Origin of the sequence: Variovorax sp. PAMC28562 (assembly GCF_014303735.1) — a bacterium.
Taxonomy (GTDB): domain Bacteria; phylum Pseudomonadota; class Gammaproteobacteria; order Burkholderiales; family Burkholderiaceae_C; genus Variovorax.
Genome location: NZ_CP060296.1, coordinates 662,338 through 682,527 on the forward strand (window position 1 = coordinate 662,338; position 20,190 = coordinate 682,527).

The window sequence follows — 20,190 nt, forward strand, 5'->3', positions numbered from 1 at the left end:
ATGGATGCCCGGCATCCATTGGGCAGCGCTGGGCTTCAGAAGTCGAAGTCAAGTTCAAGGTCACTGCGCCGACTCATGCATTGCACGGCCCGATGCCGCGATACTCGTTTTTCGTTGTTCCTTTTCCCTTCCCCTTTTTCTTCAAAATCGCCGGAAATTCAATGAATCGATCGATCAAGTTCATGGCGGCCGCTGCCGCGTTGTCGGCCCTGCTGGCCACGCCCGCGTTGGCGCAGAACGTCAAGGTGACGCCGCTCGGCGGCATCGACGGCGAGTTCTGTGCGCAAGACCGCGCGCTGATTTTCGAAGACCCGAACGGCACGCGCATCCTCTACGACCCGGGTCGCACGGTGGCGGGCGCCACCGATCCGCGGCTCGGCAAGATCGACATCCTGCTGGTGAGCCACATGCACGGCGACCACCTGGGCAACGCGCACAACAAGGCGCCCAACGCAGGCACGTGTGCCAGCCCCGACATGTCGGTGTCGGACGTGCCCAACTCCAACGCGGTCAACATCGCGCTCGCCAAGAAGTCGAAGATCGTCACCGGCAGCGAGATGCCGCCGTTCTTCGCGGCCAAGCTCAAGGCGCTCGGCGGCGACCCTGCCAACTCGATGCTCGCGCGCTTCGGCGGCAGCGTGACAGTGGGCGGCGTGCGCATCGCGACGGTGACTGCGATGCACAGCAACGGCGTCGACCCGGAGTACATCGGCGGCGAGCTCGGCAAGTCGATGAAAGACGCGGGCATTGCCGGCGACGTGGGACTGGCGACCGGCTACGTGCTGTGGTTCAGCAACGGGCTCGTCGCGTACTTGTCCGGCGACACCGGTGTCACCGCAGACCAGGAGCGCGTGGTGCGCGATCTCTACAAGGCGAAGCTGGCCGTCATGAACATGGGCGACGGTTTCACCACCGGCCCGGCCGAGGCCGCCTTCGTGATGAATGAACTGGTAAAGCCGGCATCGGTCATTGCGTCGCACGCGAACGAGGTCGGCACCGTGGGCGGCAAGGTGCGCCCCGGCAGCAAGACCGAAGCATTTATCAAGGCGGTCAAGGTGCCGGTGTATGTGCCGTTGTCTGGCATCGCGATGGAGTTCACCTCGACCGGTGCCTGCGCCGCAGGATGTTCGACGAACTAAGGAAGTCGACGAATCGATGTGAGCATCGCCCGCCGCATCGATCGAGTTGCACTCGATCTGCAGACTCGGTAGCGGCTACGGCGGCCGGGTGATCCGACCGCCGTTTCTTCCATCAGCCCGCGTTCTTCAGCGACTGCTTGGCCTTGTTGGCCGAACGCTTCGCGCGGTTCTTGTGATAGCCGGATTTGACGTTGTTGACCGCCTTGCCGACCGGGCCGCTCTTCTTGGCCGCGCTGTCGGCACGTTTCTCGTCGATCTTGTGCTGGACCGAGTCGGTGGCTTCAGAGGCAGCCTTGCCGACCTGGGCGTTGGCACTGAGGACGGCGACGGATGCAACAAGCGCGAACAGGATCTTCTTCATTGGGTTCTCCGGATATTGATTGGATGAAGCAGATGGTTACACCGCCCCGGCCAGCGCTTTGTCAGCCGCCGCCGCGTGAGCTCGCCGCCTGTTCGCCCGTGTGCCCGTTGGCAGTTCAGTTCCGCCGCGCCTCGATCCACTGCTTGAATTGACGTTCTGCCTGCAGCTTGAACTCATTGCGCATCTGGTTGCAGACAGCATGCGCCAGACGCCGATGGCTCTGCTTGCGCACGCCGCCCAGAGTGGCATCGTTGAGGTGTTCGATGGTGGCCGACTCGGGCCGTCCGTAGGGCTCGTCGAAGTCCATCGGCAGGCTGCACCAGTAGCAGTTGGGGCCAAACGACGACCGCAGCGCCTTCACGCTCAAGGTGCGCCTTCGCGCAGCGCGGCGACCTGCTCGGCGTACGTGGCTTCGATGCGCTGCAGGCGTGCCTGACGCGCATCTTCGTTGACCCATTGCGCGCTCATTGCGCTTTGCCGGGCGAGCTGATAGGCCAGCTTGGCGGCCGGCATAAGCGAGGCGTTGTCTGCTGCAACGAAACCAGCGAGGTCGTGCAGCGACTTGAGCATGGCGCGCTCCGCGTCGCTGCGCGACCCTTTGCCGCGGCCAAAGGCGACCAGAAAGGCTTGCACCTTCGCCTGGAATGCAGGCGGATAGTCGCGGCGCACGACGATCTGCGCATGCGGAATCAAATCCGATTCCCAGATCACCTGCAGCCGCTCCGCCTCGGTCGGAAACTGCAGCTTGAAGCGTTCGAAATCGGCCGTGTTGTTGGTCGCCACATCGGCCTCGCCGTTGGCGACGGCCAGCGCCGTCACCTGGTGCGTGCCGACCAGCTCACTCGCAAAACGCGTTTCCATGGCGATGTTGTGCGGCAAGAAAAACTGCAGCTGCGGCACGATAAAGCCCGACACCGAACGGCTCTCCCCGCGCGCCAGACGCCACTGTTCGGGCGTGGCGAGCAGGTCCTTGAGCGAGGTCTTGGGCCCGGTCTTGCGCGCCAGCAACAGCGATCGATAACCGGGCATGCCGTCGTGCCGTGTGACCTGTGCAATCACTTTCATGCGACGCTGCGTCACCGCGTCGAGCGCCATCTTTCCAGAGAGAAACGCCATGTCGACCTGGTTGCGCTGGATGGCCTGTTCCAGCGCTTCGTACGACGTCACGGACAGCACCGTCACGGGCCGACCGATGGCGCGGCTCAGGTCGGCGAGCACCGGCTCCCAGTCGTTGCGGGATTCGAAGGCCCCGCCCAAAGGCAGAATCCCGAAGCGGACGGGTGCTACATCGAGCTGCGGCGCGGTCTGGGCGCCGGCCAGTGAAGACACAGACAGCAATCCGCTGACCAAGAGCGCCGACGAAAACTCGAAAAAACGTAACAAGGCGCCCGGGAAACCAGCGAGACCGGCATGGCGGACGTGACCGTCACCGCCGCGGTTGGCGGGGAATGCGGACGTGCGTGGGGCGGTGGTGGCGGTGGTGGCGGCAGTGGGGGCGGCTGTGGCAGGGGCCTGCATCGACTAGGGCTGTTCAAAGGGGGACTGTGCGGAACACAATTAGATACCAACTCGGCCACAGATTCGTGACGTTTTTCTCGCGTTTGCCCCGCCTGTCCCTTGCGCAGCAGCTCGTGTTGCTGGCACTGCTGCCCGCGACGGTTGCCACGCTGGGCGCGATCGGCGTGCTGACCGGTCAGCACCTGACGAGCGTGACCGACCTGATGCGCGCCAATGCGCAGACCGTGGCGCTGCAGGTCGCGACGCTGGCGCAACAGCCGCTGGCGCACCTCGACCGGCGGGCCTTGCTGCGCACGGCGCAGGCCGGCATCGCGCAACCGCACGTGCAACAGGTGCAGATCTGGTCGGAGGACGGGGAGATCGTCGCCAACTCCGAGACCGTCGACCGCAACCGCGGGGAAGGCCTGCGCGCCGTGGTGCCGATCGTGGGCGACGATGGCACGCACATCGGCAAGGTGATGGTCGAGATCAGCCTCGACGCGGTGCACGCCGTGCGCAAGGCGGTATGGCTCAACGTGCTGGTGGTGCTGGCCGCCAGCCTGCTGGGCGTGGGCCTCGCGGGCTGGTGGGCGGCACGTCGCATCAGCGCACCGATCAAGGCGCTGGGTGAAGCCGTCGACCGGCTCGGCGCCGGTGAAGACGCCAGCGTGTCGGTCGAAGGCACGACCGAAGTGCGTCGACTTCAGCGCGGCTTCAATCAGGCGGCGAGCGCGTTGGTGCAAAGCCAGCGCATGCTGCAAAGCCGCATCGGCGATGCCACCGCCGAGCTCGCGCGCAAGAACGAGCAGCTGGAAATCGCGAGCCAGGCCAAGACCCGTTTGCTGGCCGCGGCCAGCCATGACCTGCGGCAACCGCTGCACGCACTCACGCTGTTCTCCGACGGGCTTGCCAACGGCGAAACCGATCCGTCGCGGCTGCAACGCATCGAGCACATCAAGGAATGCGTCGACTCGCTCGACCGGCTTTTTTCGGAGCTGCTCAACCTGTCGCAACTCGATGCCGGTGTGCTGCAGCCGCAGTGGATCGACTTTCCGCTGGACCGCCTGTTCGACGAAATCAGCCGCAACTTTCGCGCGGTGGCCGAGCAGCAGAACCTGCGACTGGTGGCGCGCAAGACCGACCTGTGGGTGCGCTGCGACTACGTGATGCTGTCGCGCATCCTCAACAACCTGGTGTCGAACTCGCTGCGCCATACGGTCGAAGGCGGCGTGCTGATCGGCGCGCGGCGACGCGGCAAGGGCGTCCGCATCGACGTGTGGGACACCGGCATCGGCATCGCGCCGCAGCACCAGCAGAAGGTGTTCGAGGAGTTCTATCAAGTCGACCCAGGCAAGCAGGCGACCCGCGGCGCGCGCGGCATGGGCCTCGGGTTGGCGACGGTGCAGCGGCTGGCGTCTTTGCTGAACACGCGGGTCGACCTGATCTCGCGGCCGAAGAAAGGCACGTCGGTCCGCGTGCTGGTGCGCGGCGCGGCGCCCACCGCTTCGCTGGGCCAACCGGTGGGCGGCACCACGCTCGGCGGGCATGACGAAGAGGCCGATCTGCACGGCGTACGGGTGCTGGTCATCGACGACGAGCGCACCATCCTCGAGGGTCTGCAGGTGGTGCTGGGCAACTGGGGTGCCACCGTGCTGGCGGCGGCAAGCCGGGCCGAGGCGCTGGCGCTGGCCGACCGCTGGGAGAGCCCGCCCGACGTGGTGGTGAGCGACTTGTTGCTGCAGGGTGGCGACAACGGGCTCGACGTCATCACCGCGCTCGAGCGGCATCCGCGCGGCATCCGGGCGGCGACTGCACGGCTGCTGGTTACCGGAGAAACCAAGCCCGACCGGCTGCGCGAAGTGGCTGCCGCCGGAGTCGCGGTGCTCTACAAACCGGTGGCGCCGCGAGCCTTGCGACAGGCCATCGCGGCGCAGTTGGCGGCAGTGCGCGAAACGATCTGAAGCATGTTGTGCAGGTCGCTAGTCCATCGGGCATAGACCGACAGGCCGCGACCCGTTGCCGCCCGACATCGCGGCGCCACCGTTGGACACGCGACACCGGCCTTCTGCCTTATCGCGTGAAATGAGCCGGGTCCGTACATTGAGCTGCATCGTGCTGCCCATGTTTGCGAATCACCTCAGGACGCTTCTGCGTGCGTTGCGCGCCGGCGTCGGCGTTGCCTCTGTGGGCGCCGCATTGTTCGGCGGGGGTGCGCACGCCGGCGGGCTGACGGTGCTGATAGCCGACGAGACCGCGCCGCACACCGAGTTCTTGCGGCAGTTGCGCGAGACGCGAGATGCGCGCGACCCCAACAGCCGCTTCGACGTGGTGCGAATGTCGAACGGCGGCGCCGACCTGTCGACTGCCTCCGCCGCCTCGACCGCCATCGCTGATGAAGAGCGCAGCGTCGTGACCGGCGTGCGAACCCGCAGCATGCGCGCCAGCGCTGCCGCGAGCCCAATCGTTCCCGCCGACACCAGCATCACCATGGCCGTCGGCCCGAGCGCCGCACGCGCGGCCATCGAGCGGCCCGGCCATGAGCCCTTGCTGCTCGTGATGCTGACGCGGCTCGACTACGAAGGCCTGAAAACCAGCCCCTCATTCAAGCGGCCCGACCGCCGCGTCGGCGTGCTGCTGCGCGACCCGGCCATGGCCGATCAGCTGGTGCTGGTCGATGCGGTATTGCCTGGCAAGCGGCGGCTCGGTGTCGTTGCCACGGCCGAGTCGGAGCCGCTGCTGCGCGAACTGCAGCGCGCCGCGCAGGGCTGGGACCTGCAGATCGAATACGCGCCCGATGCCAGGTCGCTCGGCGCCGCGCTGCGTGCGGTTCTGACGCGCAACGATGCGCTGATGGTGCTGCCCGACCTCATCGGCGACAGCCAGGCCGCGACGCTCGCGGTGCTGCACGCGGGCGCCGGTGCGGGGCTCCCGGTGTTCGGCGCCAACGAAGGTCTGGTGCGCTCCGGTGGCCTGGCCGCCGCGGTGTCGACGCCATCGCAATTGGCGATGCAGGCGCGCACCATGGGCCTGAAGCTGGCGAGCGGCGCTGGCGGTAACGGTGCGGGCACCAACGCAGCCGGCGTGCTGGTCGAAGCCGCGACGCCGGCCACGGTACGCGTCAACTCGACGGTGGCGCGCGGGCTCAACTTGCGCGTGCCGGACGAGCGGGAGCTGACCGACCGGTTGACTGCCGTTCGATGACCGCGCCGAGCCCGGGTGCAGCGCACTCCGCGCCGGTGGCCGCTGCGGCGCAAGCGTCGCGTTTGCATAGCCGTCCACTCGTCGTGCAAGGCAATCTGCAGCGAGACCTGATCCGACTCGGCGTGGTGCCGTGCGCCGCGGTCGCCATCGCACTCACCACGTGGTTCACCCACAGTCGCTTGCGCACGCTCGAAAGCGCTTTCGATGCCGAAGGCCAGGCGGTGGCACGACAGGTCGCGGCCATGTCCGACCTGAGCCTGTACGCGGGCGATGTGCCGGCCCTGCAGAACGTGGCCAACGCGGCATTGCGCGGCGGCCAGGTGGTGCGCATCGAGATCAGCAACAGCGCTGGCGTCTTCGTCACCGCTGGTTCAAGCACCGCGCCGATGGAGCGGCTGCGCATGTTCACCGCACCCGTTACGGTGCGCGAAGCCTCGCGTGCCAGCGCCTTCGCGCCCGAGGGCTCGACGGCCGCAGGCGACGCGCCCATCGGCGTGGTGCAGACCTTTCGCGACACCACCGAATACGGCCGCGAACGCACGCGCTCGCTGATGGCCGGCGTTGGCATCGCGCTGGTGGCGTTGCTGGCGGCATGGGCGTCGGTGCGGCACATGGCACGGGCGGTGGCATCGCCATTGCGCCGCGTGTCGCGCACGGTGGCGGCACTCGAAGCCGGTAACTTCGATGCGCGTTGCGACGTCGTCGGACGCGGCGCGACGGAGGACGAGCAAGGCGCCCAGTCGGTGCCTCGCGGCACGCACGAAGTCGCCAACCTGGCGCACGACATCAACCGGCTCGCCGAGCGGCTGCAGCGCAACCACCAGGTCAGCGAGGAGCGCGTGCGCGAAGCCACCGCCGTGGCACTGCAGCGCATGGCCGAGGCCGAGCAAGCAGCGTTGTCGCGCGCACGTTTTCTGGCTGCGGCGAGCCACGATCTGCGGCAACCACTGCACGCGATGGGCCTCTTCATCGATGGTCTGATGCCGACCGCCACGCCGGCGCAGCGGCCGGCCGTGCAGCGTTTGCAGGAGAGCACCGAATTCATGGGCGTGCTGCTCGACGACCTGCTCGAAATTTCGCGGCTCGATGCACAGGTGTTGACGCCCGCCATCACCGCCGTGTCGCTCGCGATGCTGTTCGATCAGCTCGAAGCGCAGCACGCATCGCAAGCCAGCGAAGCGCGCGTGCGGCTGGTCTGGCGCGATCACGATCTGGCGGTGCGCAGCGACCCTGCATTGCTGCTGCGCATCGTCGGCAACCTCGTGAGCAACGCGGTGCGGCATGCGCCGCTCGACGGCACGGTGCTGGTGATGGCGCGACGCCGCGGAGGCGCAGTGCGCATCGAGGTGCGCGACAACGGCGTCGGTATCGCGCCGATCCACCAAAGCCGCATCTTCGAAGAGTTCTACCAAGTCGCGAACACCGAGCGCGACCGTCGCCAGGGCTTCGGACTCGGGCTGGCGATTTGCGCACGCATCGCCCGCCTGCTCGGCACCCGCATCGCGGTGCGCTCTGCCTTGCAGAACGGCAGCACCTTCAGCCTCGACCTGCCCGAAGCCCGGCTCGCCGATGTCGCGCCGCCAATACCGCAGCCGGTCGCGCCGTCGGCATTGGCGCACCTGCGTTGCCTGGTGGTCGACGACGATCCGGCCATCCTCGAAAGCAGCCGCATGCTGCTGGAGCAATGGGGTTGCCAGGTGAACTTGGCCGCGACGTTCGGCGAAGCAGTGGTGCTGCTCGGCGAGCCCGGCGTGCGCTTCGACGTGCTGCTGTGCGACCTGCAACTGGCAGGCGAGGAAGACGGCATGACCGTCATCGAAGCGGCGCGCAAGCTGCAGCCTGATGCGCTGGCGGTGCTGGTGTCGGGCGCCACCGGGCCGGAGGCGCTGCAGCGGCTACGGCAAGGTGGCGTCATGCTGCTGACCAAGCCGGTGGCGCCGGCCAAACTGCGGGCGTTGCTGTCGACACGTCGGCAGAAGACAGCATGACAATTCGCCGATGCTCGATCTCACCGCGCTGAAAGACATTCGCCCGTTCGTCGCAACGCCCAACTACGGCGGCGTGCTGACCTCGGTCTACGTGCGCAGCCTGCTCGGGCTGGTCAACACCGCATGGACGCACGGCATGTCGATGCAGACGCGATTTCTGGATGGCGACAGCCTCGTCACCCGCGCCCGCAATCGGCTCGTCGCCGAGTTCATGGCCGACACGCGCTGGACGCATCTTTTCTGGATCGACGCCGACATCGGCTTCGATCCGCAGGCGGCATTGCGGCTGCTGCTGTCGGGACGCGATGTGGTGGCGGGCATCTATCCGCAGAAGCGCGATGGCTGGCCCGACGCAGGGCTCGAATCGGCCTTGCCTGCGGGCAGCACACGCGCAGATTTCGAGGCCCGCTACGCACGCTTTCCGGTCAATGCATTGGCCGGAACGCACGCGGCCGATGCCGATGGTTTTGTCGAAGTGGCGGAGGCACCGACCGGGTTCATGCTGATCGAGCGCCGCGTGTTCGATCGCATGGCGTCGCATTTTTTCGAGCTGCGCTACACCCCCGATGCGGGAGACGACCCAGCCGAAGCCGGCTGGCCACACTACCGCTTCTTCGACACGATGCAAGAGCCGGACGGCGGCCGCTACCTCAGCGAAGACTTCGCATTCTGTCGGCGCTGGCGTGCCGCGGGCGGACAGGTATTCATCGACACGCAATCGAACCTCGCGCACCACGGACAGCGCACCTACACCGGCAACTTCGCGCGCTACCTGTCGCACCCATGAACAACACCGGCATCTACGCGCTGATCGCGCCGACGCGACTGACCGAGGTCGTCGACGTCGGCGCCAACCCGATCGACGGCGAGCCGCCCTATGCGTCGATGCTGGCGGCTGGCCGGTGCCGCGTGACCGGCTTCGAACCGCAAGCCGATGCGTTCGACACGCTGCAGGCGACCAAGGGTCCGCTGGCGCGCTATCTGCCCTACGCACTGGGCGACGGCGCCGTCCACTCGCTGCAGATTTGTCGGGGCAGCGGCATGACCAGCCTGTTCGAACCCGACCCTGCGGCACTCGCGCTTTTCACCGGGCTGCAGCCGCTGGCCGAGGTGCTGCAGCGGGTGTCCATACAGACCCACCGCCTCGATGCACTCGACACCATCACGCACATCGACCTCATCAAGCTCGACGTGCAGGGCAGCGAACTCGCGGTGCTGCAGGGTGGCCGCACGAAGCTGCGGGAAGCGGTCGCGGTGCACACCGAAGTCTCGTTCGTCACGCTGTACAAGGGCCAGCCGCCCTTCGGCGAGATCGATGGAGAACTGCGCCACCAGGGCTTCATGCCGCATTGCTACGACCAGATCAAGCAGGCACCGATCGCACCGGCGGTGGTGCCCGGCGACGGCGGCCGCGGGTTGCGTCAACTGCTGGAGGCCGACATCGTCTACGTGCGCGATCTCACGCGCCCGGACGCCATGAGCGATGCGCAGTTGCGCCAGCTCGCCGCCATCGCGCACAGCTGCTATGGCTCTTTCGACCTGGCGCTGCGCTGCGTCGCGTTGCTGGAACAGCGCGGCACGCTGCAGGCTGGCGCGCAGCAGGCCTATGCCGCGCTGCTGGCCGCACCCGACCCCGCAGACCTCGGCCCCTAGAAGTCCGAACAGCCGTTGCGCCGCTCGGCGTCGACGCAACTCGTGAGGTTGGGCCGGGAGCGCACGCGAGACCATTCGCTGGCGAGCACGTCGCCGCCTTGCTGTGCGCGCTCGCCATCCAGCGGCCCGGTGGCAAAGCAGATCGGCGGCGCGCCGATATTGCGGTCGTAGATCCAGCTGTCGGGCATCTCGCGCAGCACATCGGGCTTGGGCAACTGAGACAGTTGAGGGAGAACGAATAACGGCGATGCAGGCACTGCACCGACGTTGAGCTGGCCCGGCACCACGTTGACCGCATAACCTGCGGTCGACGCAAAGGCGCCGTTGATCGGGTACGCGCCTGGCGGGCTCGACGCGTTGGCGGGCGACGACAACGCTCCGCCAAAACTCGATCCGGTATCGCCCAATATCAACCCGGTCAGGCTGTAGATGAACGGCGGATTCGGCAAGCCGCCCGGTCGGGTGGCATTGCCGACAACGACCGTGGCCGTCGGCTGCTGCGCATAGATGAAATGGTTGTCGCCCGGCGTCACACTCACGCTGCACAACCCGAGGTACGCGCAGTGGTAGAGATTGGGCAGAGGCCCGGAGCCACTCAGTCCGTTGCGTGTCTCGCCGATCCACGTCTGGGCCCACACCCGCCACGGTGCACCGGCGATGGTGTCGGCCGCCAGGTTCTGGAACCGCGAAGCAGCCACGAGATCGGCACCGCTGCCGCTCGTCACATTGGTGTTGAGCGAGAGGTCGCCGCCCAGCGTGCGCACGAACACCGTATCGGCCGCCATCGAACCTGCGGTGACCACCTGCGGCGTATTCGACGCTGCATCGAAGCCGATGACCGACGCGTTGCCGAGCGTGACCGCGTTGACGTCGGTGTAGTCGAAGCGTCCGGCAGCGCCGCCCGCCACCACGCCGACATCGTTGGCCGCGGACGAGAGCAGCACATTGCCACCGGACGAACGCGCCAGCAGCGTGCCCGCGGCGATCCCGGCGCCAGCCGACTGCGTGATGTTGCCGGCACTCAAGAGGCCGAGCTGCGGCGCGCTGACCGATGCGCCGAGCGTGATGTTGCCGCCGCCACCGTTCTGCAGCGTGAGCGGCGACACCATGGCCAGCGACCCGACCACGTCGATGTTGCCGGCCTGCGTATTGCTGCCGACCACGATCGAACCGGCTGTGATGCGCGTCAGTTCGTCGGCGCTGACCGCGAAGCCGTTGGCCGCCGTCCCGCCCAGCGTGATCGGGTTGGCGATGCGGTCACCGGCATTGCCTCCGGCATCGACGCCACCGGGTCGGAGGTCGAGCACGCCGCCGGCGTTGACGGCGCCGCCGACGGCCAGTGCATCGGCCGTACCGCCGCTCGCGGCGCGAAGCACCACGTTGCCGCCGCCCGCCACGCGAGATGCAGGAATGGGAATGCCTGTGCCGGTGGGCCCTTGAATAAAGATGCCGGCATCCGCGATCTGCGACTCGCCGGTGATTTCGATGTTGCCCGCGCCCAGCGTGGTGACGCTACCGCCATTGACGATGCGAACACCGTTGCCGACAGGCGAGTCGGGCGTCTGCACCGCACGCAGGCCGTGCACGCTGATGTTGCCGCTGACGCTTTGGACGGTGGCGCCGTTGATCTCGACGCCGTGCCCTGCCGTGGGCGCACCGCTGCCCGACAAGGAGTTCCCGACGCCCGTGATCCGGATGGCGCCGCTGGTGGTGGAAATGCTGCTGTTCGTCCCGTTGAAGTTGGAGATCAGTTGCACGCCGGTGCCAGTGGCATTGCTGATGCCCGACAGCGTGACGTCACCGGTTGCGCTCTGGATCGTCGAGCCCGTGAGACCGACGACCGCCGGCGCCAGGAAGAAGTAAGTCCCCGGGTTGCGTGTGCCGATCAGTTGCACCGCGCCGCCTGCATTGGCATCGCTTTGCCCGACACGGGTGTCGACCTTCGCGTTGGTCAGGCACACGCCGCAAGTAGCGAACAGGCTGGTACCGGTCATCGACACGCTGCCGCCGTTGGTGGTGATCTGTCCGCTGTAGTTGACGTTGCCGCCGACGCCGCCCAGGCCGGCACTGAGCACCACGTCCAGCGAACCGCCGGTCGACTGGATCACCGTCGGGTTGAAGGCCGAGATGCCCGCGTTGGCATCGATCTCGAACTTCACCGGCGCACCTGCGCTGGTGCGCTGGATGACGGTATTGAGGCCGAAGGTGACGTTGCCGATCGTGGTCGGCGCCGGCGTGCCGGTGGTGATGGTCACGCCGGTGTTGTTGTCGAGCGCGAAGTTGATGTCGCCGTCCTGCACGGTCGATGCAACGAGCGGCACAAATGGATTGGTCGGCAGCGTGCCTGCGGCAGCGCCGTGGGCGATGGTGACATCCACCGGGTCGATCACCCAACTTCCGGCCTGGCCAGCCGGCGCCGATCCGTCCACACGAATCCCTTGCAGTTGCAACGCGGGCGCCGAGGTTTCGATGCGGCCACCATTGCCGCCTGCCGAACCGCCCCGCGCCGAAAGGCGGCCGTTCGCATAGAGCGACTTGTCGCCGACCACGTCGATGCGACCGGCATTGCCGACGGCCGACGTCGCGCTTGCGTTCAGCTCGACCGTGTCGCCGATCACCACGATGCCGCTGGCGTTGACGCCGGCGACGGCAGTGCCGGTGACAGCGATGTTTCCCGATTGCCCGGCGCCGCCACTGTCGATGACCGCCGCGGTGCCGCTGCCGGCGATCACCACGTTGCGTCCGCTGATCGCGATGTTGCCGCCCGCCATGGTCTGGCTGCGCGTCGACAGGAGGGTGCGTGGCTGCGCGCCCAGAATCGATTCGCCGGGCGGCTGGATGCCGAAGGTCGGTCCTGCATCGGCACCGAATTGCGCCAACGCCACATCGCTGCCGCGACCGTTGATCGTGATGCGCCCGCCTTCGGCCTGAAGGCCGTTGGACGCGTTGGCGCGAACCACCACACCGAAGGCGTCGTTGGCATCGAGCGTGAGCACCGGCGCCTTGTTGCCGGTGACCGTGAAGCCGCGGCTGCCCGCAGTCCCGAGCAGGTCGAGCGACTTGCCTGCCCCTGCGACGATGCTCGAATCGGCCATCGTGACGCCGTTCGATGCACCGAACGTGCTCCCCGCGCCGTTGTTGGCTGCGGCCGCAGCCGCCTGAAAGGCCGCCTGGTTCATCAGGCCGGTGAGGTCGGCACCGCTGCCGTCGAGCCGAACGTTGCCGCCGGTCGCGATGCCGGCCTGCGCCAGTTCGATACCCGAGCCGCCGTTGACGTTTTGCAGCGTGCCGCTGGTTTCGCCGGCCGTCCAGCTTCGGGTGCTGCCGACCAGCGTGATGTCGCCACTGGCAGATCGCAACGACGAGGGTGTCGTGAAGGCTTCGCCGAAGAGGCCGGTGATCGTCACGCCGGTTTGCGCCAGCCCGCCGCGGCCGTCCATTGAAATGGTGCCGCTGCCGGTCTCGAAGCTGCCGCCATCGACGCGCACGCCCGGCCCCGCCACCACGGTCTGGCCCGTACCACCCGCGGTCGCGCCTTGCCCGCGCACCAGGATGCTGCCGCTGCCACCGCACGCGCCGCCCGCCTGCGCGCACGTCGAGATGGCGCTGTCGGAAATGGTGACGCCGTTGACCACGCCGCCGCCGCTGCTCGAAGTGGCGCCCAGTGCGCGTCCGTTGACCGCATCGCTCTGCCCGTAGAGCCGCAGGTTGCCGCCCGCGGTTTCGATGCGGGTGCCGGAGATGGAGATATTGCCGACCCGCTGGTTGTTGTCGTTGCGGTCGGTCACGGCTGGCGTGGCGGGCAACAGCACGCCGCTGGCGTCGGCATTGAAATCGATGTTGAGCGCGCCGGCGGTCGAGCGCAGCGCCGAATTCGCGTCCATGAAAACGCTTCGATCCGAATTGACGGTCAGCTGCGATGCACGGCCTTCGGTCTTGATGACTTGCGAGCCGTTGTCGAACTGCACGCCGCCGCCAAAGTTGCCGACCTGCTGCGGCTGCGCGTGCGAGGTCAGCACCACATCGGTGGCGCGACCCATCGTGGCCCCCAGCGTCGAATCGGCGAGCTTCGACGTGCCGAAAGGCTGGATGGCAACCGAGGCGTCGGGGATCGGGTCGGCCTTGGTGACGACCAGCGTGCGACCCGAGTCGAGCGTCCAGCTGCCGTTGGCGCCGCTGCCACCGTGCGCATCGATCACGACGCCGCGGCCGACTTCGACGATAGCGGCTTGGGTCGTGATGCTGCCGCCGGCGGTGGCGCCGCCCGCACTCAACGTGCCGGCGGCAATGCGCAGCAAAGGCGCGCGCACGTCGATGCGGCCGCCCGGCACTCCGGCCTCGACACCGCTCACGTCGAGTTGACCACCCGATATCACGATGGCATTGCCGACCGCGCCGCCACTGCTTCCAAGAATGATCTCGCCAGCCCGGTTGCTGATGGATTGCGCGCGCACGATGCCCGCCTGATTGACGACCGTCTCCGCGGCGCTCGACGCACCGACCATGACCACGCGACCACCGTTGGCCGACAGCACGCCACTGGCCGCGTTCTCGGCCCTGGCGCTGGCGGCCAACACGGTCGGGTCGACATGAAAGCTGGTGAGGCCGTCGCCGTCGAAGTCGAGCGTGACCCGCTGCCCGGCCGCCAGCCCGATGGACCCGCGCGCCACATTGATCGAACCTTCGTTGCGCGCCTGGGCGCCGATCAGCGCCACGACGCCGCCATCGGCCGCCGTGATGCTCCCCTGATTGAGTACAGTGCTGGCCTTGCCCACCGGAAGCTCGAACGCCAGTTGTTTGGACGTGCCCGACATGAAACCGCTGAACTGCGCGTCGTCCACGAGGTTCAGCGTCGAAGCCACCAGGCCGCCGACGCTCACCGACGACCCCTTGCCGAAGGTGATGCCGTTCGGATTGATGAGATAGACGTGCCCGTTGGCGGACAGCGAGCCCATGATTTGCGACTCGGCGCCCCCTGTCACGCGATTGAGCATCACGCTGGTGTTGCCCAGCGTCTGTTCGATCTGCACGCGATCCTGCGCGCCAATGGAAAAGCCGGTCCAGTTGACGACGGCCCGCGCAGAGGTCTGCGTGATGTTCATCGTCTGCCCTCCATTGCCATTGACCGCCGTAGCCGGCGTGTTGACGGCACCGCGAACAAGACCGAATCCGGTCGGCACCTGAGCCTGCGCCGACACCGCACCGGCACAGACCAGCGCATAGGCGAGCGGCCGCAAAACGAAGGCGGTATGGCGTGCGGCCCGCTCACCCGGGGGGGTGCGGCGACGTAGTGGGGATGCAACTTGGGACATGTCAGAAAACCTTCTGCGCCTGCACGAACAAGCGCGGATTGCGGCCACCGCCGTCGGACTGTGCAGGGCGTGTGCCGTCGCGCCAGGCGAGCGTTGCGTTGATCGCGAAGTTGCCTGAACGCGCCCACGACACGCCGAGGCCATAGCCGCGCAAGCTGATGTTGTTCGGCCCGTCGAAGGCGGTCGGACTGCGCGCGTATTTGCCGCGCGCAGCGTCGTAGAAAGCGAACGGACTCAGCTCGGCGTTGAAAGACCAGCGCCACTCCACCGTGCCGATCCAACCCTGGTCGACCAATGCTTCGGACGACGAATAAGCCCGCACGGCACGGGCGCCGCCGAGCGACAGTTTTTCCGACGCATCCAGGTTCTTGCTAGCGGCTTGACCGCCCACCGACAGGTACAGCGAATGCCGATCGACGATCGATTGCAGGCGCGACAACTGCAACGTCCCCTTGCTGAAACTGCCCTCGGTATGGCGACCCGCACTGCTCGCGCCGTTTTGCAGGCTGATCTCGTCTTCGATGCGCAGCGAGCCACGGTACAGCGTGCCCGAGCTGGCCCAGTAGCCGCCGCCGAGCACATCGTCGCGACGCTCCCATGTCCAGCCGAGGCCAAGGCCATGCACCTTCTTTTTCGATGTGAAGTCGACGGCGCGCATCTCGTCCGTCAGGTTTTTGGTATCGGCCGTGAGCCGCAAGAAGAGGTTCTGCTGTCGCTGCCGGATCAATGGATAGTTGAGCGCGAAATCGAGCACGTTGGCGGTGCCCCTGGCATCGAGGTCGACGAAGTTTCCGCCCAGCTCGTAGGCAACGCGCGACAGCCCGATACCGGCGCGCAGGCCGCTGGTGCCGATGGGTGCTTCGTACGCGAGACGGCCAAACTGCAACGCATTGCTGTTGGACACCATCACCCGCATGTCGAGGTTGTCGCCGATGCCGAAAGGGCTCAGCCAGCGTGCCGTTCCGCCGACCCGGTAGCGACCCGATTCGAGCGTGCCGTGGTTATCCGCCTCGGCGGTAAAGGCCCAACGCGGCACGGGCACGACATCGACGGACAGATCGGTGGTGCCGGTCTGCGTGCCTTCCTGCAAGCCCGACGACACGCGGATGCCGGGCTGGTCCGACAGCAGCAGCATCGTTCGTTCATAGACCGGTGCATTGACCGCTTCGCCGACCGCGAGCCCGCTCAGGAATCCCCGCACGCGCGCTTCGCTCATCGGCGCGTCGGCGGCGACGTTGACCTCCACTTTGCCCAGTCGCCCTTCGATGACGCTGATCTCCACGACGCCGTCACGCACCGTCTGCACCGGCACGATGGCGGTCGCCAGAAAGTACCCCCGCGCCCGGTATTGCGCGGTGATCGCCTGGGCCAATGATTCGAGGTCGACGAGCGTCACGTCGCGGCCGATGTAGGGCTGCGTCACGCTCTTGAGTTCTTCGCCCGACAGCGTCTGCGCGCCGGTCAGGCGAAGGTCGTTCAAGCGGAAGGCGTTCACTGTGGGCGTGGGCGCAGCGGGCAGGCTCTGGCTGTTCGGGTTGGCGATCGAACCAGAGGAACCGGCCTGTGCCACCGGCCGATCGCAACTGCCGCAGGGGTCCTTGGTCGGCAGAAGCGGCACGCCGGGGTCGGCCGCTTGTGCTTGTGGGGCGTGCTGCGCGCCGAAGGCCAGCAACATCGCAATCAGCAGAGGCGAGCGCTTCATGCTCCGGCTCCTCCGACCGTCAGGCGCCAGTTGCCGATCAGGTTGAACGGGGCCCAGAAAAACGGATGCGACATGCGCGGGTTCTTCAAGACGGCCAGCTGCCCGGCCTGCATGGCGAGCTGCACGTCACGGCCTTTAGAGAGCTCGGTGTAGAGCGTTGTCATCAGCACTTCGGTGGCGTCGTCGGACACCGGCCAGAGCGAGGCGATGAGACTCGATGTGCCGGCCGACAGAAACGACCGCGTGAAGCCGAGCACCTCGTCGCCCTGCGCGATGCGGCCGAGGCCCGACTCGCAAGCAGAAAGCGTGACGAGCGCAGTGCCCTGCATCGGCAGCCCCAGGATTTCGTGGGCTTCCAGAAAGTTCTGCTTGCCGTTTTCGTTGGCCAGCAAGATGCGCGAATAGAGCGGATCGATCTGGTCGGCCTCGGCATGTGCCGCGACGTGCATCAGCGGCGAGCGCGATGCGATATCGCGAAACTGCGTCTTGGTGGCGGCGGTGCCGATGTAGAGGTTGTTGCGCGGGAACAGTTGCGCCAGTTGCTTGACCTCGATCTCGGCGCCGGGCAACTCGTACTTTTCATCGATGCGCGGATTGCCGAAAGCGGTGAGCGAAGCCGACACGTGCGGGCTGCGTTGCGCGAGTTGCACCGCGATGCTCATCGATGGAGAGACCGACACCGGATGCGTCTCGATCACGTAGCGGCCGTTGAGCCTCAGCGCCTGGAACGGCAGATAGTGCAGCGGCCCGTGCGGCACCACGATGAGCCGCTGACCGTCTTGCAAGGCAAGCGGGCCGAGCAGTTGTGCGCCCAGCTTGTCGGCGGTCGTGATGGCCGCGCGCCGGCCGCGCACCACCGAGTTACGAAACGACTCGACCGCTTCGGTGAGGTCGTCGCGCGAAATGGCGACGCTCTTCTCGACGATGGCGGTCGGGCTCACCACCCACACCTGCAAACGGTCGGGCAGCGAGTGGAACTGCACGACGCGCTCGTCCGGTCGCAACGTCTTTTGCAGCGTCGCGAGGTCGACCGTTGCCACAGCTTCGCCCGACACTGTGGCACGGCCGCGCACCGCGTCGAGCAGCGCACGCGAGCGGCTGTGCTCACTCACCTCGAAGGCCTGCCGTGCATCGCCGACATCGCTGTACAAGCCGATGGCACGCTCGAACACCGACTGCAGATCGGAGAACAAACCCATCTTGAATTCTTCGCTGCGAAAGCGCGAGCGCACCGCGTCCACACCGCCGAGCGCATGGCCGACGGCATCGGCCGCCGCCTGCTTCTGGCCGAGCGCCAGCTCGCTGCGGGCCACGCCGTCCCATGCCCAGAGCTGGTAGTAGCCGGTGTCCGTTCCGACAGTGCGTGTGGTCAGTTGCCGGTACAAGTCTCGTGCTTCGGCCGGCTTGTTTTCGGCCAGCAGCAAGCGGGCGCGGGTACGGTCGAACTGGGCCGCAAGTGACGGCTCTTTGGCGGGCGCCAGCGTGCCGATGACTTCTCGCGCACGCAACGCGTCGCCCGACTCGATCAACGCGTTGACCAGCGACGACTTGACCAGCGGCATGTAGCGCTCGGAGCTGTTGGCCAGCGCGACGTCGTAGCTGCGCACCGCCCCCGAATAATCGCCGCGGCGCGTCTGCACATCGCCCAGCACCTTGTTGGCCGGACCGACCACCAGCTTGGGTTCGCGCGCCGGGTACTTGAGCGCCTCACGGGCAAAGTCTTCGGCCTTGTCGAGCTGACCGGAGTAGCTGTAGACGATGGCCAGATCGCGGTTGGCCATGGCCAGCAGGTTGGGGTCTTTGGTGGTGTTGGCCAGGTGCAGCGCCTTGCTGGCGGCCCGCACGCTTTGCCGGAATTCACCGGCCTCGGCGAGCGCGACGGCCTGGCTGCAATATTGATAGCCCGACAGCTTGACGGCATCGTTGGCGTACAGCACGGCGCCGTCGTTGGTGAGCGCGAACAGCGTGTCGGTGTCGGCAAGGCGGGCTTGCTCCTGCTTGCTGGCGGCGGCCTCTGCGTCGGGAGCTTGCTGTGCCGATGCCGGCCGCAATGCCGTCAAGCACAGCATCACCACGATCGCATTCAGTGCCATTGCACCCTTTGAAAACCGTTCCATTCGACCCCCACGCGCGGCCCTCAGTTCCGCGCTGGCGGTACTCCGACGCCGCGAAAATGCGCGCCTCTCAGACCTCGTCCGGAAAGTCTAGGGAGGGGTGCAAGACCCGCCTATTCGCAAGAAGGCCTAGCGCTTAAGGGCTATGGAGGTGACCTGTCGGACGACGTGGATCGCTTCGCGATGGCGGAGGCATTCAACGCAATTCATCACGCATCGGGCGATCCACCGCCGAAAGCAAACGTCAATCAATGGTTTCCGCCCGCATTCAAAGGTCACGCCCTTTCAGTCGTCCAACAATCTAATCAACACCGGTAGCCCTTTTGGTTACCGCGTGCCGACACCTGATGGAGAAGCTCATGGACTGCCTTTTTGCCCCACTTTCGGAAGCCACCACAAAGCCGATGCAGTACCGCTGTGCCGACAACGCGTCCAGGGAAGAAGCCAGCGTGTTGATCCAGGCTGCAGCCCTTGCACTGCAGGATGCAATGGCAGCCGTACGCGAGCAGTCCGGACCGGGCGAATTCGCTGCGGCCGGCACCGAGATCACGCGTTCCGAGATGGACGCCATTCAGCTGTGCATGACCTCGGTCGGTGGCCTGCTGGAAATCACCAACGCATTGGTGCGGCCCACGACTGTCGCGCCGACGCCGCTGGAGCGGGCGCTGAGCTGGAAGCAGCTGGCCGAAGACGCCAAGGGTGCCGGCCGCGCCGCCTACCGCGCGGTGCTCATCCTGACCGATCCATTGGCCAATGCGCCCGATACGCAACGTCGGTCGGACGCGAGGTTCGCGCATTGACCGCATGGCGAACTCTGTAGCAAACACAATGAACAACCAGCACTCGATTCATCCATCGCTTCTCGATGGCTTGGATGTCATTGGCGGCGAAGCGAACATCGGCAGCGTCGAAGCGCTCGATGCGGCGCAGGCGCGCCACGCTTCCAATCTCACGCTGCTGCAACACTGGCGCGCCATTCAAGACGACGGCATCACGGCAACGGCGTTCATCGCGTTCCTCAAACCGCTCGCCGATCTGGACGGCATCACGGTTTCGCACTTCTACGCGCGTCCGGACCAGGCCGGGGACGATCGCGCCTCGGCGTTGGTGCAACCGGATGGCGAGTCGGGCCAATCGACCACCAAGAACCTGACCTTCGTACTCAACACCGAAGGCGGCATCTCCGTGGAAAGCAACTTCGTCGAGTTGTAGACCCAACGCCT

General features: G+C 66.8%; 14 protein-coding genes. 8 read left to right on the forward strand and 6 right to left on the reverse strand.

The features are described from left to right. The first annotated feature begins 161 nt into the window (after positions 1-161). Positions 162-1,139, forward strand: coding sequence for an MBL fold metallo-hydrolase (locus tag H7F36_RS03240; RefSeq protein WP_187053318.1), 978 nt, complete (start codon positions 162-164; stop codon positions 1,137-1,139). A 112-nt stretch (positions 1,140-1,251) separates the two neighbouring features. On the opposite strand, the gene H7F36_RS03245 is transcribed toward H7F36_RS03240, so the two are convergent. The 3 genes from H7F36_RS03245 to phnD all read right to left on the reverse strand — a co-directional run bounded on the left by H7F36_RS03245 (position 1,252) and on the right by phnD (position 3,018). After that, the gene (locus tag H7F36_RS03245) at positions 1,252-1,500 is read right to left on the reverse strand and encodes a hypothetical protein (protein ID WP_187053319.1); all 249 of its coding nucleotides are present in this window, start codon (positions 1,498-1,500) and stop codon (positions 1,252-1,254) included. 115 nt (positions 1,501-1,615) lie between these two features. After that, positions 1,616-1,861 carry a hypothetical protein gene (locus H7F36_RS03250; protein ID WP_261802597.1) on the reverse strand — a complete coding sequence of 82 codons (246 nt, stop codon included), beginning with the start codon at positions 1,859-1,861 and terminating at the stop codon, positions 1,616-1,618. A 2-nt stretch (positions 1,862-1,863) separates the two neighbouring features. After that, on the reverse strand, positions 1,864-3,018 hold the full coding sequence (gene phnD / locus H7F36_RS03255) for a phosphate/phosphite/phosphonate ABC transporter substrate-binding protein (RefSeq protein WP_187053321.1): 1,155 nt from the start codon (positions 3,016-3,018) through the stop codon (positions 1,864-1,866). Positions 3,019-3,083: 65 nt separating this feature from the next. Here phnD and H7F36_RS03260 point away from each other — a divergent pair, with 65 nt between their 5' ends. The 5 genes from H7F36_RS03260 (at position 3,084) to H7F36_RS03280 (ending at position 9,839) form a co-directional block, all read left to right on the forward strand. Continuing rightward, entirely contained in the window at positions 3,084-4,958 is a 1,875-nt protein-coding gene (locus H7F36_RS03260; protein ID WP_261802484.1) for an ATP-binding protein, read from the forward strand. Between the two features lie 160 nt (positions 4,959-5,118). Beyond that, entirely contained in the window at positions 5,119-6,198 is a 1,080-nt protein-coding gene (locus tag H7F36_RS03265; protein ID WP_187054781.1) for an ABC transporter substrate binding protein, read from the forward strand. Beyond that, the gene (locus H7F36_RS03270; RefSeq protein ID WP_187053323.1) at positions 6,195-8,186 is read left to right on the forward strand and encodes an ATP-binding protein; all 1,992 of its coding nucleotides are present in this window, start codon (positions 6,195-6,197) and stop codon (positions 8,184-8,186) included. Before H7F36_RS03265 ends, H7F36_RS03270 begins: the two co-directional genes overlap by 4 nt. A gap of 10 nt (positions 8,187-8,196) precedes the next feature. Continuing rightward, on the forward strand, positions 8,197-8,973 hold the full coding sequence (locus H7F36_RS03275) for a hypothetical protein (protein ID WP_187053324.1): 777 nt from the start codon (positions 8,197-8,199) through the stop codon (positions 8,971-8,973). After that, the gene (locus H7F36_RS03280) at positions 8,970-9,839 is read left to right on the forward strand and encodes an FkbM family methyltransferase (protein ID WP_187053325.1); all 870 of its coding nucleotides are present in this window, start codon (positions 8,970-8,972) and stop codon (positions 9,837-9,839) included. Before H7F36_RS03275 ends, H7F36_RS03280 begins: the two co-directional genes overlap by 4 nt. Here the strand turns inward: H7F36_RS03280 and H7F36_RS03285 are convergent. Genes H7F36_RS03285 through H7F36_RS03295 form a run of 3 tightly spaced genes read right to left on the reverse strand, consistent with a single transcriptional unit; the run spans position 9,836 to position 18,946 of the window. Beyond that, positions 9,836-15,151: a beta strand repeat-containing protein gene (locus H7F36_RS03285; RefSeq protein WP_187053326.1), complete on the reverse strand. Its 5,316-nt coding sequence runs from the start codon at positions 15,149-15,151 to the stop codon at positions 9,836-9,838. The two genes, H7F36_RS03280 and H7F36_RS03285, sit on opposite strands and share 4 nt — an antisense overlap. A 1-nt stretch (position 15,152) precedes the next feature. Continuing rightward, complete coding sequence (locus H7F36_RS03290) at positions 15,153-16,853, reverse strand: ShlB/FhaC/HecB family hemolysin secretion/activation protein (protein ID WP_187053327.1); 1,701 nt, start codon at positions 16,851-16,853, stop codon at positions 15,153-15,155. Further along, a complete protein-coding gene (locus H7F36_RS03295) occupies positions 16,850-18,946 on the reverse strand; it encodes a CHAT domain-containing protein (protein ID WP_261802485.1) in 2,097 nt (698 codons plus the stop codon). The genes H7F36_RS03290 and H7F36_RS03295 overlap by 4 nt, the downstream gene beginning before the upstream one ends. A gap of 380 nt (positions 18,947-19,326) precedes the next feature. On the opposite strand from H7F36_RS03295, the gene H7F36_RS03300 reads away from it, so the two are divergent. Both H7F36_RS03300 and H7F36_RS03305 read left to right on the forward strand, forming a co-directional pair. Continuing rightward, positions 19,327-19,767: a hypothetical protein gene (locus H7F36_RS03300; protein WP_187053329.1), complete on the forward strand. Its 441-nt coding sequence runs from the start codon at positions 19,327-19,329 to the stop codon at positions 19,765-19,767. A gap of 28 nt (positions 19,768-19,795) precedes the next feature. Beyond that, the gene (locus tag H7F36_RS03305) at positions 19,796-20,179 is read left to right on the forward strand and encodes a hypothetical protein (RefSeq protein ID WP_187053330.1); all 384 of its coding nucleotides are present in this window, start codon (positions 19,796-19,798) and stop codon (positions 20,177-20,179) included. The last annotated feature ends 11 nt before the right edge of the window (positions 20,180-20,190 follow it).